The 15,473-nt window shown below is 58.1% G+C and carries 16 protein-coding genes; 15 read left to right on the forward strand and 1 reads right to left on the reverse strand.

Annotation, left to right across the window (positions count from 1 at the left end; translation table 11 throughout):
• The first annotated feature begins 6 nt into the window (after positions 1-6).
• The 14 genes from KBZ12_RS14085 (at position 7) to KBZ12_RS14150 (ending at position 14,466) form a co-directional block, all read left to right on the forward strand.
• Positions 7-1,131 carry an SGNH/GDSL hydrolase family protein gene (locus KBZ12_RS14085; protein WP_254958622.1) on the forward strand — a complete coding sequence of 375 codons (1,125 nt, stop codon included), beginning with the start codon at positions 7-9 and terminating at the stop codon, positions 1,129-1,131.
• Positions 1,128-3,122, forward strand: a complete 1,995-nt coding sequence (locus tag KBZ12_RS14090; RefSeq protein WP_254958623.1) for a hypothetical protein — start codon at positions 1,128-1,130, stop codon at positions 3,120-3,122. The genes KBZ12_RS14085 and KBZ12_RS14090 overlap by 4 nt, the downstream gene beginning before the upstream one ends.
• A 9-nt stretch (positions 3,123-3,131) precedes the next feature.
• The gene (locus KBZ12_RS14095; RefSeq protein ID WP_254958624.1) at positions 3,132-4,094 is read left to right on the forward strand and encodes a Gfo/Idh/MocA family protein; all 963 of its coding nucleotides are present in this window, start codon (positions 3,132-3,134) and stop codon (positions 4,092-4,094) included.
• Between the two features lie 108 nt (positions 4,095-4,202).
• Positions 4,203-4,919 carry a sugar phosphate nucleotidyltransferase gene (locus KBZ12_RS14100; protein ID WP_254958625.1) on the forward strand — a complete coding sequence of 239 codons (717 nt, stop codon included), beginning with the start codon at positions 4,203-4,205 and terminating at the stop codon, positions 4,917-4,919.
• Positions 4,916-6,298 carry a CBS domain-containing protein gene (locus KBZ12_RS14105; protein ID WP_254958626.1) on the forward strand — a complete coding sequence of 461 codons (1,383 nt, stop codon included), beginning with the start codon at positions 4,916-4,918 and terminating at the stop codon, positions 6,296-6,298. Before KBZ12_RS14100 ends, KBZ12_RS14105 begins: the two co-directional genes overlap by 4 nt.
• Positions 6,295-8,181, forward strand: a complete 1,887-nt coding sequence (locus tag KBZ12_RS14110) for an N-acetylneuraminate synthase family protein (protein WP_254958627.1) — start codon at positions 6,295-6,297, stop codon at positions 8,179-8,181. Before KBZ12_RS14105 ends, KBZ12_RS14110 begins: the two co-directional genes overlap by 4 nt.
• Positions 8,178-8,768: an SIS domain-containing protein gene (locus KBZ12_RS14115; protein WP_254958628.1), complete on the forward strand. Its 591-nt coding sequence runs from the start codon at positions 8,178-8,180 to the stop codon at positions 8,766-8,768. Before KBZ12_RS14110 ends, KBZ12_RS14115 begins: the two co-directional genes overlap by 4 nt.
• Before the next feature lie 5 nt (positions 8,769-8,773).
• The gene (locus KBZ12_RS14120; RefSeq protein WP_254958629.1) at positions 8,774-9,499 is read left to right on the forward strand and encodes a cytidylyltransferase domain-containing protein; all 726 of its coding nucleotides are present in this window, start codon (positions 8,774-8,776) and stop codon (positions 9,497-9,499) included.
• A gap of 53 nt (positions 9,500-9,552) precedes the next feature.
• The gene (locus KBZ12_RS14125) at positions 9,553-10,884 is read left to right on the forward strand and encodes an aminotransferase class III-fold pyridoxal phosphate-dependent enzyme (RefSeq protein WP_254958630.1); all 1,332 of its coding nucleotides are present in this window, start codon (positions 9,553-9,555) and stop codon (positions 10,882-10,884) included.
• On the forward strand, positions 10,881-11,318 hold the full coding sequence (locus KBZ12_RS14130) for a VOC family protein (protein ID WP_254958632.1): 438 nt from the start codon (positions 10,881-10,883) through the stop codon (positions 11,316-11,318). Before KBZ12_RS14125 ends, KBZ12_RS14130 begins: the two co-directional genes overlap by 4 nt.
• Positions 11,315-12,004: a class I SAM-dependent methyltransferase gene (locus KBZ12_RS14135; protein ID WP_254958634.1), complete on the forward strand. Its 690-nt coding sequence runs from the start codon at positions 11,315-11,317 to the stop codon at positions 12,002-12,004. The genes KBZ12_RS14130 and KBZ12_RS14135 overlap by 4 nt, the downstream gene beginning before the upstream one ends.
• Positions 12,005-12,062: 58 nt before the next feature.
• Positions 12,063-12,851: a sugar phosphate isomerase/epimerase gene (locus tag KBZ12_RS14140; protein ID WP_254958635.1), complete on the forward strand. Its 789-nt coding sequence runs from the start codon at positions 12,063-12,065 to the stop codon at positions 12,849-12,851.
• A 1-nt stretch (position 12,852) separates the two neighbouring features.
• Positions 12,853-13,614: an SDR family NAD(P)-dependent oxidoreductase gene (locus KBZ12_RS14145; RefSeq protein WP_254958636.1), complete on the forward strand. Its 762-nt coding sequence runs from the start codon at positions 12,853-12,855 to the stop codon at positions 13,612-13,614.
• 18 nt (positions 13,615-13,632) lie between these two features.
• Entirely contained in the window at positions 13,633-14,466 is an 834-nt protein-coding gene (locus tag KBZ12_RS14150) for an SDR family oxidoreductase (protein WP_254958637.1), read from the forward strand.
• A gap of 413 nt (positions 14,467-14,879) precedes the next feature.
• On the opposite strand, the gene KBZ12_RS14155 is transcribed toward KBZ12_RS14150, so the two are convergent.
• Positions 14,880-15,170, reverse strand: a complete 291-nt coding sequence (locus tag KBZ12_RS14155) for a hypothetical protein (RefSeq protein WP_254958639.1) — start codon at positions 15,168-15,170, stop codon at positions 14,880-14,882.
• Positions 15,171-15,190: 20 nt separating this feature from the next.
• Between KBZ12_RS14155 and KBZ12_RS14160 the strand changes: the two genes are divergently transcribed.
• A complete protein-coding gene (locus tag KBZ12_RS14160) occupies positions 15,191-15,343 on the forward strand; it encodes a hypothetical protein (protein WP_254958640.1) in 153 nt (50 codons plus the stop codon).
• Positions 15,344-15,473: the final 130 nt, after the last annotated feature.

The raw sequence follows: 15,473 nt of genomic DNA on the forward strand, positions 1-15,473 counted from the left end.
TAAGATATGACAATCGGTTGGGTGGTTGCAGGGCTTGTTGTTCTTGCTCTCGGGATTGTCGAAGCTGCATTTCGCCTTTGGCATCGCCGCGCTTACGGTCGCAATTATCCAGTGGCTCTAAGGTTTAGGTGGCGTGAGAACCACGTCGTCCCTCACCCGTTCCTGACTTTTGCCTACCGCAAGAACTTCGTCATTGACAAGAATCAGCGGCTGCCATACGTGCTGCACCCAAATCGCTATTGGTCATTTCGGAAGCCTCTGCGACTCAACAGCATTGGCCATTTTGGCGACGACTTGAGCGTCGGCCGACCCGACGACGTACTGCGAATTGCTTGTCTTGGGTCGTCGGGAACTGCCAACAACATTGCAGACGAGCACCGAGACTACAACTACCCAGATCTTTTACGGGAGAAGCTTGCGTCGAGCCCTGAGGTTCGGCAGCACTATCGGGCGGTCGAGGTGATGAACTGCGGAATTGGGGGCTGGACGACGCTTGATGTGTTCGTCGACTTCGCCCTGAATGTCATCCATTACCGTCCCCAGTATGTGATCTTCTACCAAGGGCTCAACGACCTTCCACTGCATCTCATGGACGGATACGCCTTTGACTACTCGCACGGTCGGCGCAACCTTGGCGAGGCGATGCAAGAAATAAAGCGCGGCTATTATTTCCCGAAGTTACGTTGGTGGCATAGCTACGAATTCGCGCGAGACAAGATATTTGGCACGGGAAACATTCGCAACGAGGTTCTTGCCCGGGTTGACACCCAATCTCCCGATTACCATCGCTCCTATCGTCCGCTAGTCGCGGAAGAAATGGCGCTTCGCAACCTTGTACTCCTTTGCCGAGCGCATGGCATAGGCATTCTTGTCGGCAGCTACGTATTCCACCTACACAACGATTCGCTGCGTAACCGTAAGCTTCGCGAGGGTGTTGATCTCGAAAACAAGTTGTATCGCAGTGTCGCTGATGAATATGGCCTGCCTTTTGTTGATCTCGACGGTGAAATACCGCGCGACAACTCCTATTTTGTCGATGCGGTGCATTTTACGCCAGTGGGTATCGATTTCGTGGCCGAGCGCTTTGCTCGTCGCATCGACGAGTTGCTTGCCGGTGCGCTCCCGAAATGATTGCAGCCACCGGAGTGAGTGCATGTTTTGCAGAAACACCCTCTCAGGCGGAGGCGTTGCGCTCCTGCGGGCTGCCGGTAATGATCGTTGCGACCTCCCCGATCACTGACTACTGGGCAGAACAGGCCGCCTGTCCAGTTATCGGCATTGAGGATCTGTTTAACGAGCGTGCCCATCGCGACCTGGGCGCCGCGGTGATCGACCGTACGGAAGCCCTCGTTGCGGCCATCGACACGGTCTTGCATCGGATAGCCCCTGAGTGGCCCTTCGCCGACACCATCTCCTTTGCAGCTTTTTTTCATTATGCGAATGGCACGCTTGATTCCATTGTTCTAAGGCTCGAGCAAGTATTGAAAGCCTGTGATGTTCTTGGGGCTACATCACTTGTGGTGTTCAGCCCACGACGGAACTATCAATATACGGGTATTACATCACTTGATCATGCACCTTGGGGTCTGATTACGCAGCTCGTGCCGCTGGTCGCGGCGGCACAAAATCTCGACGTGCACTGGATCGACGAGCCAGTTGCGGATCCGAGTCTTTTCAACCCCGTGCGCGACTCTCCCCAGCCGGTTGCTACGCCAATCCCCGAGTCCATTTCCTCATTTCGAGCTCGTTCTCAACGGCTTCGTGCCTGGATTCGCAGGGCCATATGTCGCTCGGCTGGAGCGCCCGCAGTGGAGCGAGAGTCGTCTCAGCCCAGCGTTGGGGATGGACCGTTGCTGATCTCGTCGCTGTTTTCGGATCTCGGCGATGACGTTGTCGAATGCTGGACTCGGCGGGGTGGCCATGTCATGGACATGAACCAGGCTTTTCCGCTCGCTGGCACGGAGGATACCGGGGTGCAGGCTGCAGCCAGCTGTGAGTTGCTTTGGGAGCAAATGACGCAAGAGCCGCGGGTACGCGAACTGTTGGTCTGGAATGGAGTCGATCTTTGGCCGCTTTTTGCTCCATGGCTGCAGCAGGTGATTCGAGAGGCCTTGCCGCTGTTGTTTCGGCGAGCGGAGACAACCTGGAATCGTCTGATGACGGAGAGGGCTTTCGGTAATGCGGCATTTGTGGCCGGCGGTTGGGTCGCCGACCATTATGTCGTTGCCCGTATTGCGCGTCGCGTCGGCCTGCCAACGGTCTCCTACCACTATGGCGGTTTTCTTGGGTTCTCCTTGTTGCCCAAGCACGAGCGTTTCGATTTCGCAGAGTGCGACTACTTCCTCTGCGGAGGGTTCGGAGCGGAACATACATTTCGGCAACCGTCGTCGCAGACGCGGTGGAATCCAGCCGTTGGGCGGGCGCTGCCCGTAGCGACCGGCGTGCCATGGGCCGCCCGGCTTATGGCGTCGCGGCACGAGATGCACGTGAAGCAAGACCGTCGCCGGGTCATGCTGGTCCTGAATGCTTTGGTCGGCGATTGCCGTGATCTTGGTTTCGTTTTTCCCCCGGAGACGGAGTATTGGCGATGGACGCGAAAAGTCATCGAATGTCTAGCCAGGTGGGACCATATCGAAATTGTCATCAAGCCCCCGCTCAGAGCCCGTTACCCGCAAATGCCCAATCCGTTACTCGACTGGATTCGTCATCGGGGTATGTCCTCAATCTCGGTTGTCGATGATGTGCCACTCAAGGACTGCCTCCATCTGGCTGACGCGTTTATCCTGGAAAGCCCGAGTACGCCCCTCCTCCACGTGGCTGCCGGCAACAAGCCGATACTGCTTTACATCAACTCGCAAGACTATCTCCTCGAACCCAAGGCGGCCTCAGCGCTTCGCGACCGGGCAACCGTTTTTGCGCAAACGGAGGTTGAATTTCTTGCAGGACTTGAGCGCTTCCTCGCTGCGCCGGATTGGTCGTGCGATCATGTCGATGACCGGTTTATGCGCGACTATGTCGTCGGTGAGCCTGGAGCGATGCCAGCCGACCGGATCGCTGACTTCCTCCAACGTGTGATCACAGAGCGAACCGTTGCCTCATGTTCCACCAGTAGCCCAGAATAAGGTCTCCTTATGGAAAGACCATCTGTTCCCATCGTCGTAGTCGGCAGCGGCCGAATGTCGAGAGAATATGTGCGCACCCTGCGGCATGCTGGGTTTACTGGGGAGCAGATTAGGGTTCGCAGCTCGCACGAGGATCGTGCGCGAGTTTTTGCCGAAGAGTGCGGCATCGCTTGCTGGCAAGAAGGCATCGTCGCTCCGTTGGCGATCATCGCCGTCGCGCCTGACAAGACACCGGATGCTGTGCGTCGCCAGGTCGCCGACGGGGCTCGCTACGTTTTAGTGGAGAAGCCCGGTGCCCTAAGCTCGGCCGCCCTGCGCCAGCTCGATAAAGACCTCGAGTCTTTCGGCGCCATCGCCTATCTCGCTCTCAATAGACGCTTTTACCCTTCGGTCATGGAGGCGCGCCGTCTTCTTGAGAGCGATGGGGGCGTAATCAATTGCCACGTCGAGTTCACCGATCTCGAAGCCCACGTCAAAGCTTTGATGGCGGAGGGCTTTTGGGCCTCGGAGAACTTTCAGCGCTGGGGTCTGATTAATCCTGTGCATCCGCTTGACCTGACATTCTTTTTGGCAGGTGCTCCGGTAACGTTGTCGAGCTATAGGACCGGATCGCTTGAATGGCACTCTGCGGGCTCCGAATTCTCTGGTAGTGGCCGTACCGCTTCCGGCGCGTTGTTCTCGTACTCCGCATCGTTCGGCGGTGCGGGCCGCTGGCGTGTTGAATTGACCAGCCGCCGTCGCCGCTTGCTTTTCTGCCCACTTGAGGAGCTGCGGCAACAGGGCAAGGATGGATTCTCACTCGATCTGTTGTCGATTGCCACAGAGCCAGCCACCATCAAACCCGGACTGGCTGCGCTGATCGACGCCTTCCTCCACGCTTCTGGTTCTGGCATCGAGCATCCGAACTTGGTTCGTCTTGAGGAAGGCGCAAGCATTCTTGAACAGGTCGAGTCCATCTTTGGCTACGCCTGACCCCGGATATTCAATGACTGGTCGGCCCAAACTTCAACCGAGATACAGCTTTCCTCGATCGCTCATGGCCAGGACAATGCAGAGTATCCAATCTGGTTTGGTGACGCCATGAAGATGCTGGTCTTGGCGGGAGGATTCGGGACTCGCCTCCAATCGGCGGTGCCAGGTATCCCCAAGCCGCTTGCGCCCGTCAATGATGTGCCATTCCTGCGTTTGCAGATTGAGCACTGGGTTGAACAGGGAGTTCGGTCGTTCGTCTTCCTCTTGCACCACCAAGCCAGCATGATCATTGATTTTCTCCAGGCGGAGCAATCTGCTTCACTCAGTGGCATCGACGTCCAGTGGTTGGTTGAACCCGATCCATTGGGCACGGGTGGCGCGTTAGCCCATGCAGTAAACGAACTGAAACTGACCGATGACTTTTTGGCGACCAATGCCGATACCTGGCTCGGTGCTGGCATCAAGGAAGTGATGCTTGCCGGAGCATCCGGGATGGCGGTGGTCAGGGTACCGAACGCCGGTCGCTATGGGCGCGTGGAGCTTAACAATGAAGATTACGGAATTGACTACTTTGCAGAAAAGAGTGCTACGGACTCGGCTGGCTGGATCAATGCCGGTTTGTGCTGCCTGACTCCTACCCACTTCTTGAACTGGAACCGCTTGCCCTTTTCACTGGAAACCGACCTGTTCCCAGCGCTCGTGGCTAAAGGCAAGCTGTATGCGGTACCTTTGGAAACCGACTTCATCGATATCGGCGTTCCTGAGGATTACTTTCGCTTCTGTAGCTGGATGAATGGTGGTCGAGGAGGTTCTTTGTGCAGTTGAAGCACTTTTCCATTCCTGAAGGTGCTTCTCTTAGGGATGCACTGGCGAAAATCGAGGCCAATCAGCACGGATTCATACTGACCACCGTTGCCACCGGTCGCGTGGTCGGGCTTGCCACGGATGGCGATATTCGCAGGAAACTGCTTGCCGGATCGTCATTGACCGACACGATCGCATCCTGCGCGAATGCGGACTTCGTTTGGGCGAATCAAGACACCCCACGCGAGTTATTGCTGAAAAAGTTCGAGCAGCGCATCCGGATAATCCCGCTGCTCGACGAGCATCGCTGTTTGACGGGCATTGTCAGTCGCGACCATCTGCCGTTACAGGCTGAAGAGCCTGTCTATGCACGAGCACGCGCTCCGGTTCGTATCAGTTTTGGCGGCGGTGGCTCGGACCTCACCCATTACTTTTCTGGTGAAAATGGTGCCGTTATCAATACGACGATCTCATTGTATAGCCATGCTACATTGCGGGTAAGGGACGATGAGAAAATCCTCGTTCATTCCTACGATCTGGGCGATTCCCTGAATGCTGATGACCTACCGGGTGCGTTGCGTCAGAAGGGACGTTTCGGACTCATTCAGGCCCTTCTCAAATCCGTCAATCCGGATTTCGGCTTTGAACTGTACCTGCATTCAGATTTTCCGATGAACTCGGGGCTGGGCGGGTCGGCTGTGGTGTCGGCGGCCGTGCTGGGGTGCTTCAACCAGTTTCGTCGCGATCAGTGGGATCTGCACGAACTCGCCGAACTTGCGTTCCAGGCCGAGCGCGTCTATCTCGGGGTGGCGGGAGGCTGGCAAGACCAGTACGCTACCGTATTCGGTGGCTTCAATTTCATGGAATTCCGGATGGACCAGAACATTGTCCATCCCTTGCGCATCCATCCGGACACCATTCTTGAGCTAGAGGAAAGCCTGATCCTCTGCGACACGGGCATTGCCCATGATTCCGGTGATATTCATCAGGACCAACGGCAGCAGATGCAACAACCGAACGTGCGCCACCATGTGCAGGCCAACGTCGATCTTTCGTATCAAATGCGCAATCATTTGCTGCGCGGCCGGCTGCTACAGTTCGGGCTGTCATTGCATGAAGCCTGGCAATCCAAGCGAGAGCTTAGCAGCAAGATTTCTACAAGACATCTTGATCAGATTTACGAAAGCGCACTGTGTCACGGCGCCCTGGGGGGGAAGCTTCTGGGTGCCGGAGGGGGCGGGTTCTTCCTTTTTTATGTTCCACCGTTCCGCAAGAATGAATTGATGACGAATCTTGAAGCGCTAGGGCTCAAGATTCGGCCTTTCCGCTTTGAACAAGAGGGGTTGCGGGCTTGGATGGCACGGGAACGCAAGAATCACATGGAAGTCGAGTGCGTATGAGAATAGGGAATTACGAGATCGGCAACGGCCGCACCTACGTCATTGCCGAGATTGGTAACAATCACAATGGCATTCTGGAACGTGCGTTTGAGCTTATTGATCTCGCCCTGGATGCGGGCGCGGATGCTGTCAAGTTTCAGATGCGGCACCTGGACCAGGTCTACCGCCAACGCACCTTGCGCAAGGACGGCGAGGATCTGGGGACTGAATACGTTCTCGATCTGCTGCGCAGGTTCGAGCTCACGGTCGACGAGCACCGACAACTTGCCGACTATTGCCGAAAGAGAGCCGCGCTTTATCTCTGTACGCCATGGGATGCGCTCAGCGTGGACGTGCTCGAATCCTTTGGAGTCCCTGCCTACAAGGTGGCATCGGCCGACCTCACGAACCTCCCCTTGCTTGACCATCTGGCGCAGACTGGTAAGCCACTGATTCTGTCCACCGGGATGAGCATGCTGGAGGAAGTGAACAGTACGATCGCCTTCCTTGGTAAACGCAACGTGCAGTTTGTGCTTCTGCATTGCAACAGCACCTATCCGGCGCCCCTGCACGACATCAACCTGAAGTGGATAGAGTCCTTGCGCGATATCCATCCGCTAGTTGGCTATTCGGGCCACGAACGGGGGATCAATGTCTCCCTCGCGGCGGTGGCGTTGGGGGCCGTCATCATCGAACGCCATTTCACTCTGGACCGCTCGATGGAGGGGCCAGATCATGCGGCGAGCTTGACTCACCCCGAATTCAAGCGCATGGTCGATGGGATCAGGGAGATCGAGGTGGCCCTCGGCGAGGGGCGAAGCCGGAGCCTGTCCCAAGGTGAAATGATCAACCGGGAAAACCTTGGCAAAAGCCTGGTTGCGGCCACGGACCTGACCAAAGGTACCAAGATCGATTCTGCGCACATCAAGGTCCGCAGCCCTGGCCAAGGCCTCTCACCACAGCGTTACGAGGAACTCCTGGGCCGTACTTTGCAGCACGACATGAGAGAGGAGGACTTCTTCTATCTGTCAGACTTGATGGAGACAAGAATCACTCCACGCTCCTACCGTTTTAATAGACCTTGGGGCGTGCCAGTCAGATATCACGACTTCGCAGAGTATGCGGGAATGATCAATCCGGATGTTTGGGAATTCCACTTATCATACTCAGATATGGACCTTGACCCATCGGCTTTTCTTCAGGGTACTTATGGGGCGAACTTCGTAGTGCATGCACCGGAACTGTTCGCTGGCAGTCGACTGATGGACCTAGCAACTCCGGATGAAAAATACCGCAAAGAATCCCTGCGGGAGACCCAGCGGGTGATCGATATCACAAGGACTCTGAAGCGCTTTTTCCCTGGCACATCAAGGCCTCTGATTGTCGCCAATATCGGCGGATTCACGATGGATGAGTTGCTCCCCCCAGAAGTGATTCCCAGCTACTACGAGCGCTTTGCTTGCAGTCTGTCGGAGCTTGATCTGGAAGGTGTCGAGCTGATTCCGCAGACCATGGCGCCATTCCCTTGGCACTTTGGTGGCCAGCGCTACCAGAACCTGTTCATCAAGATCGAGGAGATCGTCCATTGGTGCACGAAGTTGCAGTTGCGAATGTGCTACGACGTTTCTCATAGCGCCCTGACCTGCAAACACCTCGGCTACGATCTCTACGAGTTCAGCCGGCAGATTGCGCCTTGGACGGCCCACCTGCATCTGGGCGATGCGAAGGGCCTCAATGGCGAGGGCTTGCAGGTAGGTGAAGGCGACATTGATTTCGATCGCCTGAGCGTCATCCTCAGGCAAGGCTGTCCGGACGCCTCGTTCATCCCGGAGATCTGGCAAGGCCACAAGAACAGGGGCGAGGGCTTTTGGGTCGCCCTTGAACGCTTGGAGGGCAGGCTGTGACACCCGTTATCCAGACGATCCGCGCCCAGCTGGCCGAGTCAATCGCCGTCAAACAGCTGCTTCTTCAAGATGACAAACTCCTCAGTCAGATCGAGGAAATCGCTCACTCGTGCGTTTCATCTCTTCGCGCCGGTGGCAAGATCATCTTCGCCGGCAACGGTGGCAGCTTTGCCGATGCGCAGCACTTGTCAGCAGAAATTGTTTCCAGATTCACGTTCGACCGTGCGCCGCTTGCATCGATTGCTCTCGGATCGAATAACTCCGCCATCAGCGCGATTGGCAACGACTACGGATACGATCAGGTGTTTTCACGGGAGCTGGAAGCGGTCTCAAAGGCGGGCGACATTTTTGTCGGCATCAGCACCAGCGGCAATAGCCCGAATATCCTCGCTGCAGTTAATAAGGCCACCGAGCTCGGCATCCAAGTCGTTTGCTTCACAGGACGCACAGGTGGGAAACTGGCCAGTATCTGTGGATGCTTGCACATGCCTTCGGATGAAACCGCTCGTGTCCAGGAGTGTCACATCACCATCGGCCACGTCATCTGCGGGCTCGTGGAGCAGATGTACTTTATGGAGGTGGGATAATGGCCGTGAGGAATGTTGTCGCCCTGATCCCCGCCCGCTCCGGGTCCAAGGGGGTTCCGCACAAGAACATCAAATCCCTGGGCGGGCATCCCTTGATCGAGTGGTCGATCAAGGGATGCCTGAAATCCGGGCTGATCGACCGCGTCATCGTCTCGACCGATTCTCCGGAGTATGCGGACCTCGCCGTCAATCTCGGCGCCGAGGCGCCGTTCCTGCGCCCTGCGGAAATCGCAGACGACCTCTCGACGGACTATGACTTCGTGCTCCATGCGCTCGACTGGTTTGCTTCCCACGGGGGCGAACCCGAGTTCCTGGTCCATATCCGCCCGACCACTCCCTATCGGGCCCCCGCCCTGATCGACGAGGCGATCGAGGCCTTCCGGGATGAGCCCCGGGCGACCGCACTGCGCTCCGTGCATGAAATGTCCGAGTCCGCCTACAAGACGTTCGAACTTGCCCCGGCAGGCCAATTGAAGCGGCTTGGGGCCGACAGTACCGCACTCGATGCGGCCAACAACGCGCGCCAGCAGTTTCCCGCCACTTATCAGGCCAATGGCTATGTCGATGTGCTGTCATCCCGCTTTGTCAGAAGCCATGGACTGATTCATGGTGACTGGGTCATGCCTTTCATCACGCCTGCCGTGGTCGAAGTGGATACCGAGGATGATTTCGCTCATCTCGAATTCCTGCTTGCTCGCAATCCTCGAATCGCCCACCAACTTTTTACCTGAGGTCAGTCATGGCTGGACACGAGTTTTCCCGTAGCCCTCAGCAAGTGCCCTTTGTGAGCACTGTGCACCGGAGCATCAAGACGGCGATTCCTGCGCCGGGGACCGAGGAGATTCTCGCCAGCCTGGATTGCTACGAATCCCGTTCGATGCATGGGCAGTTCCCCCTGATCTGGGACCGCGCAGTGGACGCAAGCGTGTTTGACATCGCCGGCAATTGCTGGATCGATTTCACCTCCACGATCTTCGTCGCCAACGTGGGTCATTCCAATGCCCGGGTAACGGCGGCCATTCAGGGCATGATGGATGCGCCCATCTACAGCTGCTACGCCTACCCGAATCGCAAGCGAGCCGAGTATCTGCAAAGGTTGCTTGAATTCGCCGGCAAACCTTTTGAAAAGGCCTTCCTGCTGTCGGCTGGAACCGAGGCCACCGAAGCTGCCCTGAAGCTGATGCGCATGCAAGGCCAGAAGCTGGGCAAGCGCCGCCTCGGCATCGTCTGCATCGAAGGCAACTGGCATGGCCGCACCATGGGAGCGCAGATGATGAGTAGCAACCTGGCGCAGCGGGACTGGATCGGCTTTCAGGATGCCGACATCCATCACATTCCGTTCCCTTATCCTTGGGCACTCAACGCCGCCACCCCGGAGGCCTTCCTTGAAGCCGGCCTGGAGCGCCTGGCCACATCGGGGGTCGATCTTGACATGGATGTGTGCGGCTTCATGCTGGAAACCTTCCAGGGCTGGGGCGCAGTGTTCTATCCCAAGGAATTCGTGCAGGCTATCGAAAAGGTGTGCCGAAAGCACAGTATCCTGCTTGCCTTCGATGAGATGCAGGCAGGATTCGGCCGCACGGGCCGCCGCTTCGGTTACCAGCATTACGAGGTGACGCCGGACCTGATCGCCTGCGGTAAGGGCATGGGCGGCGGCGTGCCCCTTTCCGGCGTGATGGGTCGGGCCGAGGTCATGGATTTGCCGGATACCGGCAACATGAGTAGCACCCACTCCGCCAATCCGCTGGTGTGTGCCGCAGGCTTGGCGGTGATCGAGGAACTGGAGCAGCGCGACCTCGTCGGCGAAGCCGCCCGCAAGGGCGAGCTGCTGTTCAAGGGCCTGACCGCCCTGCAACAGCGTTTCCCCGACCGCATCTCCGACGTGCTCGGAAAGGGCCTGATTGCAGCCGTCCTGTTTCGCACCCCAGACACAGGCGCCGCCGACAGCGCCTTCACCAGCCTGGTCGCCGAGCGCTGCATGCAGAAGGGCTTGTTGGTGGTGCATACCGGACGGGAGTCGATCAAGATTGGTCCCCCCCTGACCATCGCGGATCAAGCCTTACTGGAAGGTATCGACGTGCTGGGCGAGGCCATTGCCGAAGTGGCGGCGGAATGATCAGCGCGATTCGGCATACCGGCCTGGTGGTGGCCGACCTAGAGGGGGCGCTGCATTTCTGGTGCGACGTGCTCGGTTTCAAGGTGGTGAAGCAGATGGAGGAATCGGGGCCCCATATCGACGCCATGATGGGACTCCATGATGTGCGCGTGACCACCGCCAAACTGGCGGCGCCGGACGGGAATCTGATTGAGCTGCTGCGCTTCCACTCCCATCCCGACAAGCCACGATGGGAGGGCACGCCTTCTTCGACTGGATTCACCCACATCGCCCTGACGGTGGATGATCTGGATCAGCTCGTTTTGAAGCTCACACAGGAGGGCGTCAGCTTTCCTGCACCGCCCCAGCGCTCGCCAGACGGCTACGCGAAGGTGATTTACGCCAAGGGACCCGAGGGCATTTTGTTGGAATTAGTCGAGATTCTTTTGGCATGACGAAATCGAACCGGGATTACGTGGCTGTTGTATACAATGAAAGTGATCGGCCGTTGACAACGTATCCAGACAAGCTGGCGCGCTATCTATTTCAAAGATTTGGTCTGATGCCGGGCGACCAGTTTTTGGATGTCGGCTGTGGTCGGGGAGAATTTCTGCGTGGCTTTATGCAATGCGGTGTCGCTGGCTTTGGTGTCGATCAGTCGCGGGCTGCGGAAAGCTACTGTCCCAATGCAACGCTGGTAATCTCCGACATCGAGAATGATGGCATTCCTTATGAAAACAACTTCTTCGATGTCGTGTATTCAAAGTCGGTCATCGAGCATTTCTACTATCCGGAAAGGATGGTCAAGGAGATCTTCAGGGTTCTTAGGCCAGGCGGCAAGATAATCACTCTCTGCCCTGACTGGGAGTTCAACTACCGCATCTATTTCGAGGATTACACGCATCGCACGCCCTTCATGCAATCCTCTTTGCGCGACATCTTGTTGATCCATGGCTTCGACAATGTGATGGTGGAGCGGTTTCGCCAACTGCCTATCCTTTGGGGTAGAGGTAAGCTTTTGTTGCCGTTGGCAGAACTTACGAGGTTACTGATCCCAGGCCATCTAAAGCCCTATAGCAAGTGGGTGCGGTTTTCAAAGGAAATCATGCTTCTTTCTTTCGCTACCAAGCCTCTAGAGTAATTCAGCCATGCAGACAAATACTCGCCTAGGTTTTATGCAAGGCCGCCTCTCCCCCCTGGTGGACGGGAAAATCCAGGCTTTTCCATGGGATTCCTGGCAGCAGGAGTTTCCGGCAGCCCAAGGCCTGGGTCTGGGGCTGATGGAATGGACCCTGGACCAGGATCGGCTCGATCAGAATCCCCTGTTGACGCCCCAGGGCCAGCAGGACATTCGCCGCCTATGCCACGCCCATCAGCTCACCATTCCTTCGCTGACCGGGGATTGCTTTATGCAGGCCCCCTTCTGGAAAGCCCACGGGCAGGACAGGGCAGCGCTGGAGGCGGATTTCATCGCGATAGCCCGTGCGTGTGCCGAAGTCGGCATTCAAATGATCGTCGTGCCGCTGGTGGACAACGGCAGGCTTGAAAACGAACAGCAGGAAGAGGCGCTTCTCGCCTTTATGCTGACCCAGGCTGATCTGTTCCGAGCGCTCGGCCTGCGCATCATCTTCGAAAGCGATTTCGCCCCCGGCGACCTGGCCCGCTTCATCGGCCGCCTGCCAGCCGACGCTTTTGGGGTCAACTACGACATCGGCAACAGCGCCGCGCTTGGATACAAACCCTTGGAAGAGTTTGCCGCCTATGGTCCCCGCATCGTCAATGTCCACGTCAAGGACAGGGGCCTCGGCGGAACCACCGTCCCCTTGGGCACTGGCAATGCCGACTTCCCCTTGGTCTTTCGCCTGCTTCGTGAGGCCGCCTACACGGGCTACCTGATCATGCAAACGGCCCGCGCCAGCGATGACGACCATGCCGGCGCCCTTCGCCACTACATGGGGCAGATTGAGGCTTGGGCGAGGGGAGTCTGACGTGCAGCTCCAGTTGCAGGGCAAATCCGTTCTGGTCACCGGCTCATCCAAGGGCATCGGCCGTGTCATCGCAGAGGCGTTCCTTGCCGAAGGCGCCGAAGTCGCCTTCAATGGCCGCGATGCCGATGACCTGATGCGCGTTGCGGCGGCGCAGAGCGGCGGAAAGGCGATCACCGTAGCTGGAGATGTCGTCCAGCCAGACCAAGCCCGCGGAGTGGTCGAGCGGGTGCTGGCGGTGTTCGGAAAACTCGACGTGCTGGTTTGCAACGTCGGTAGCGGTCGCTCAGTGCCCCCCGGTGCGGAGACCCATGAGGAGTGGCTGCGGGTTTTCGAACTGAACCTGTGGAGCACAACCAACATGGTCGAGGCTGGCAGGCACGCCCTAGCCACAAGCGGGGGCGCGATCGTGTGCATCTCCTCAGTTTGCGGCCTTGAGCTGGTGCCTGGTGCGCCCCTGACCTATTCAGCCGCCAAGGCGGCCCTCAATGCTTACGTTCGCGGCATCGCCCGCCCCCTGGGAACAGACGGGGTGCGAATCAATGCCGTCGCCCCAGGCAATATTCTTTTCGACGGCTCGGTCTGGCATAAGAAGTTCAACGAGAATGCCGCAGCAGTTGAGCAGATGCTGGCACGGGATGTGGCCCTGGCAAAGCTGGGCACGCCCCAGGATGTCGCCAATCTCGTGTTATGGCTGGCGTCCCCAGTGGCATCGTTTTGCACCGGCAGCATCTTTGTCGCGGATGGCGGGCAGGTACACAGTTAAAAATGGATCTGGTGAATGATGGCTTCTGACAAATTTGATCTATCCGGGAAAACCGCCCTGATCACTGGCGCCGCCGGGCTTCTGGGCGTAGAGCACTCGGCGGCGCTGCTGGAGAGCGGCGCGACAGTCGTGCTGACTGACATGAGCGCGGCAGCGCTTGACACTGCAGCACAACATCTGAGCAAGTGCCACGATCGCTCGCAAATCCTGACCGCGGTGATGGACGTGACGGATCCAGCGGCCATAGGCAGCGTTGCGGAACTGCTATTCGGACGGGGTTTGCGCGTGGACATCCTGGTCAACAACGCAGCCATCGACCCGAAGGTCAAGGGCGACCAAGGCGTGGTGGAGACGTCGCGCCTTGAGCACTTTCCGGTTGAGCAATGGGACCTGCAGGTGGCCGTCGGCCTGACGGGCGCGTTCCTGTGCAGCCAGGTTTTTGGCCGCGCGATGTCGTGGGACGGAAAGGGTGGCGTCATTCTGAACATCGCTTCCGATCTCTCGGTCTTCGCCCCCGACCAGCGGCTCTACCGCAAGGATGGCCTGCCAGATGAACTGCAACCCGTGAAGCCAGTGACCTATTCGGTGATCAAGGCAGGGCTGGTCGGATTGACCCGTTATCTGGCCACCTACTGGGCTGACAAGGGCGTGCGCTGTAATGCCCTATCGCCCGGTGGTGTCTACAACGGTCAGGGAGACGATTTCGTCCAGCGACTCACCTCGCTCATTCCGCTTGGGCGGATGGCCGACAAGGACGAGTACAGGGCTGCGGTGCAATTCCTCTGCTCGGATGCCTCGGCCTATATGAATGGCCAGAATGTGGTGATGGACGGTGGGAGATCCTCTTGGTAACGCATCGGTGCGGCTTCAGTGGTATGGACGTAGCACCGAAGCAGCCCATCACTTACCGCCCAGCATCATGAGATCAGAGGCCCTTGGCCGATGTCAGTGGTGATGGGGTCCGGCATCAGTGATGGCATCACCCCGCCGAGCTGACAGCTCAGTTCCATCACCAGCTGGAGCGTGGTCTCGAACGCCAGTCAGATTCGCTGGTAAGGGAGCCGCAACCCCGGCCAGTCGATCGCTCCGTACTTGTAGCGGGCCACTGCTCAACCAGCTGTTGCTGCAGCTCCAGCATCCGGTGGTTGTAGGCAGAGAAGCGATCGTTCACCATCACCCATTGCCAGTCACGCTTGGCCTTGGAATTACCGCCAACCGCTATCCTCAAAACTTCGTTTATGGCGTTGCCAGAGCCTGCACCGGTTTCATCGACGTAGGCTGCCCGCTGCTATCGCTTGTGCCAAGGCAGCGCTCAGGTGCCGGAGCATCGTTGCGATTGTGCTGTAGCTGATCTCCGCCCCCTCCAGCTGGCGGATGCAGGCAAGGCTCTTCCTGAAGCTCAACGCGCAGGCGCGGTCCATCAGACCCACCAGTGAAATGAGCCTGGGCCTATCGCGGATCGCTTCCACATCAGTCGGCAACGGCATGCAGGTGCTGGTGGAGCAGCAGGAGCAGAGCAGCCGGTGGAGCCGGTGCTCAATCACCAGCGGCGCCATCGGCGAGACTCGTTCACTTGATGCCGCAACGGATCCTGGTCCTCGCCCTGGAGCAGGGTGTCCCAGCGGCGGCAGGTATCTGGGTGGTCGACCACCACCTCATCCAGCCGTTCCATCGGCAGCAGCCCCGGCCCAGCGTCGGGATGCCCCGGCTGGCCCCGCGCTTGCGCTGATCTTGTTCGGCGACGATTAGGTAGGCGGGTCCGCGCAACTACATAGGCGGGTCTCAAGACGCGACAACAGGGTTCCGATTCCGGTCTGGAGCCCTGCGATGCCCGCCCCTCTGTCGTTGCGGATCAAGGA

It is taken from the genome of Cyanobium sp. Cruz CV13-4-11, from assembly GCF_024346055.1.
GTDB lineage: Bacteria > Cyanobacteriota > Cyanobacteriia > PCC-6307 > Cyanobiaceae > Cyanobium.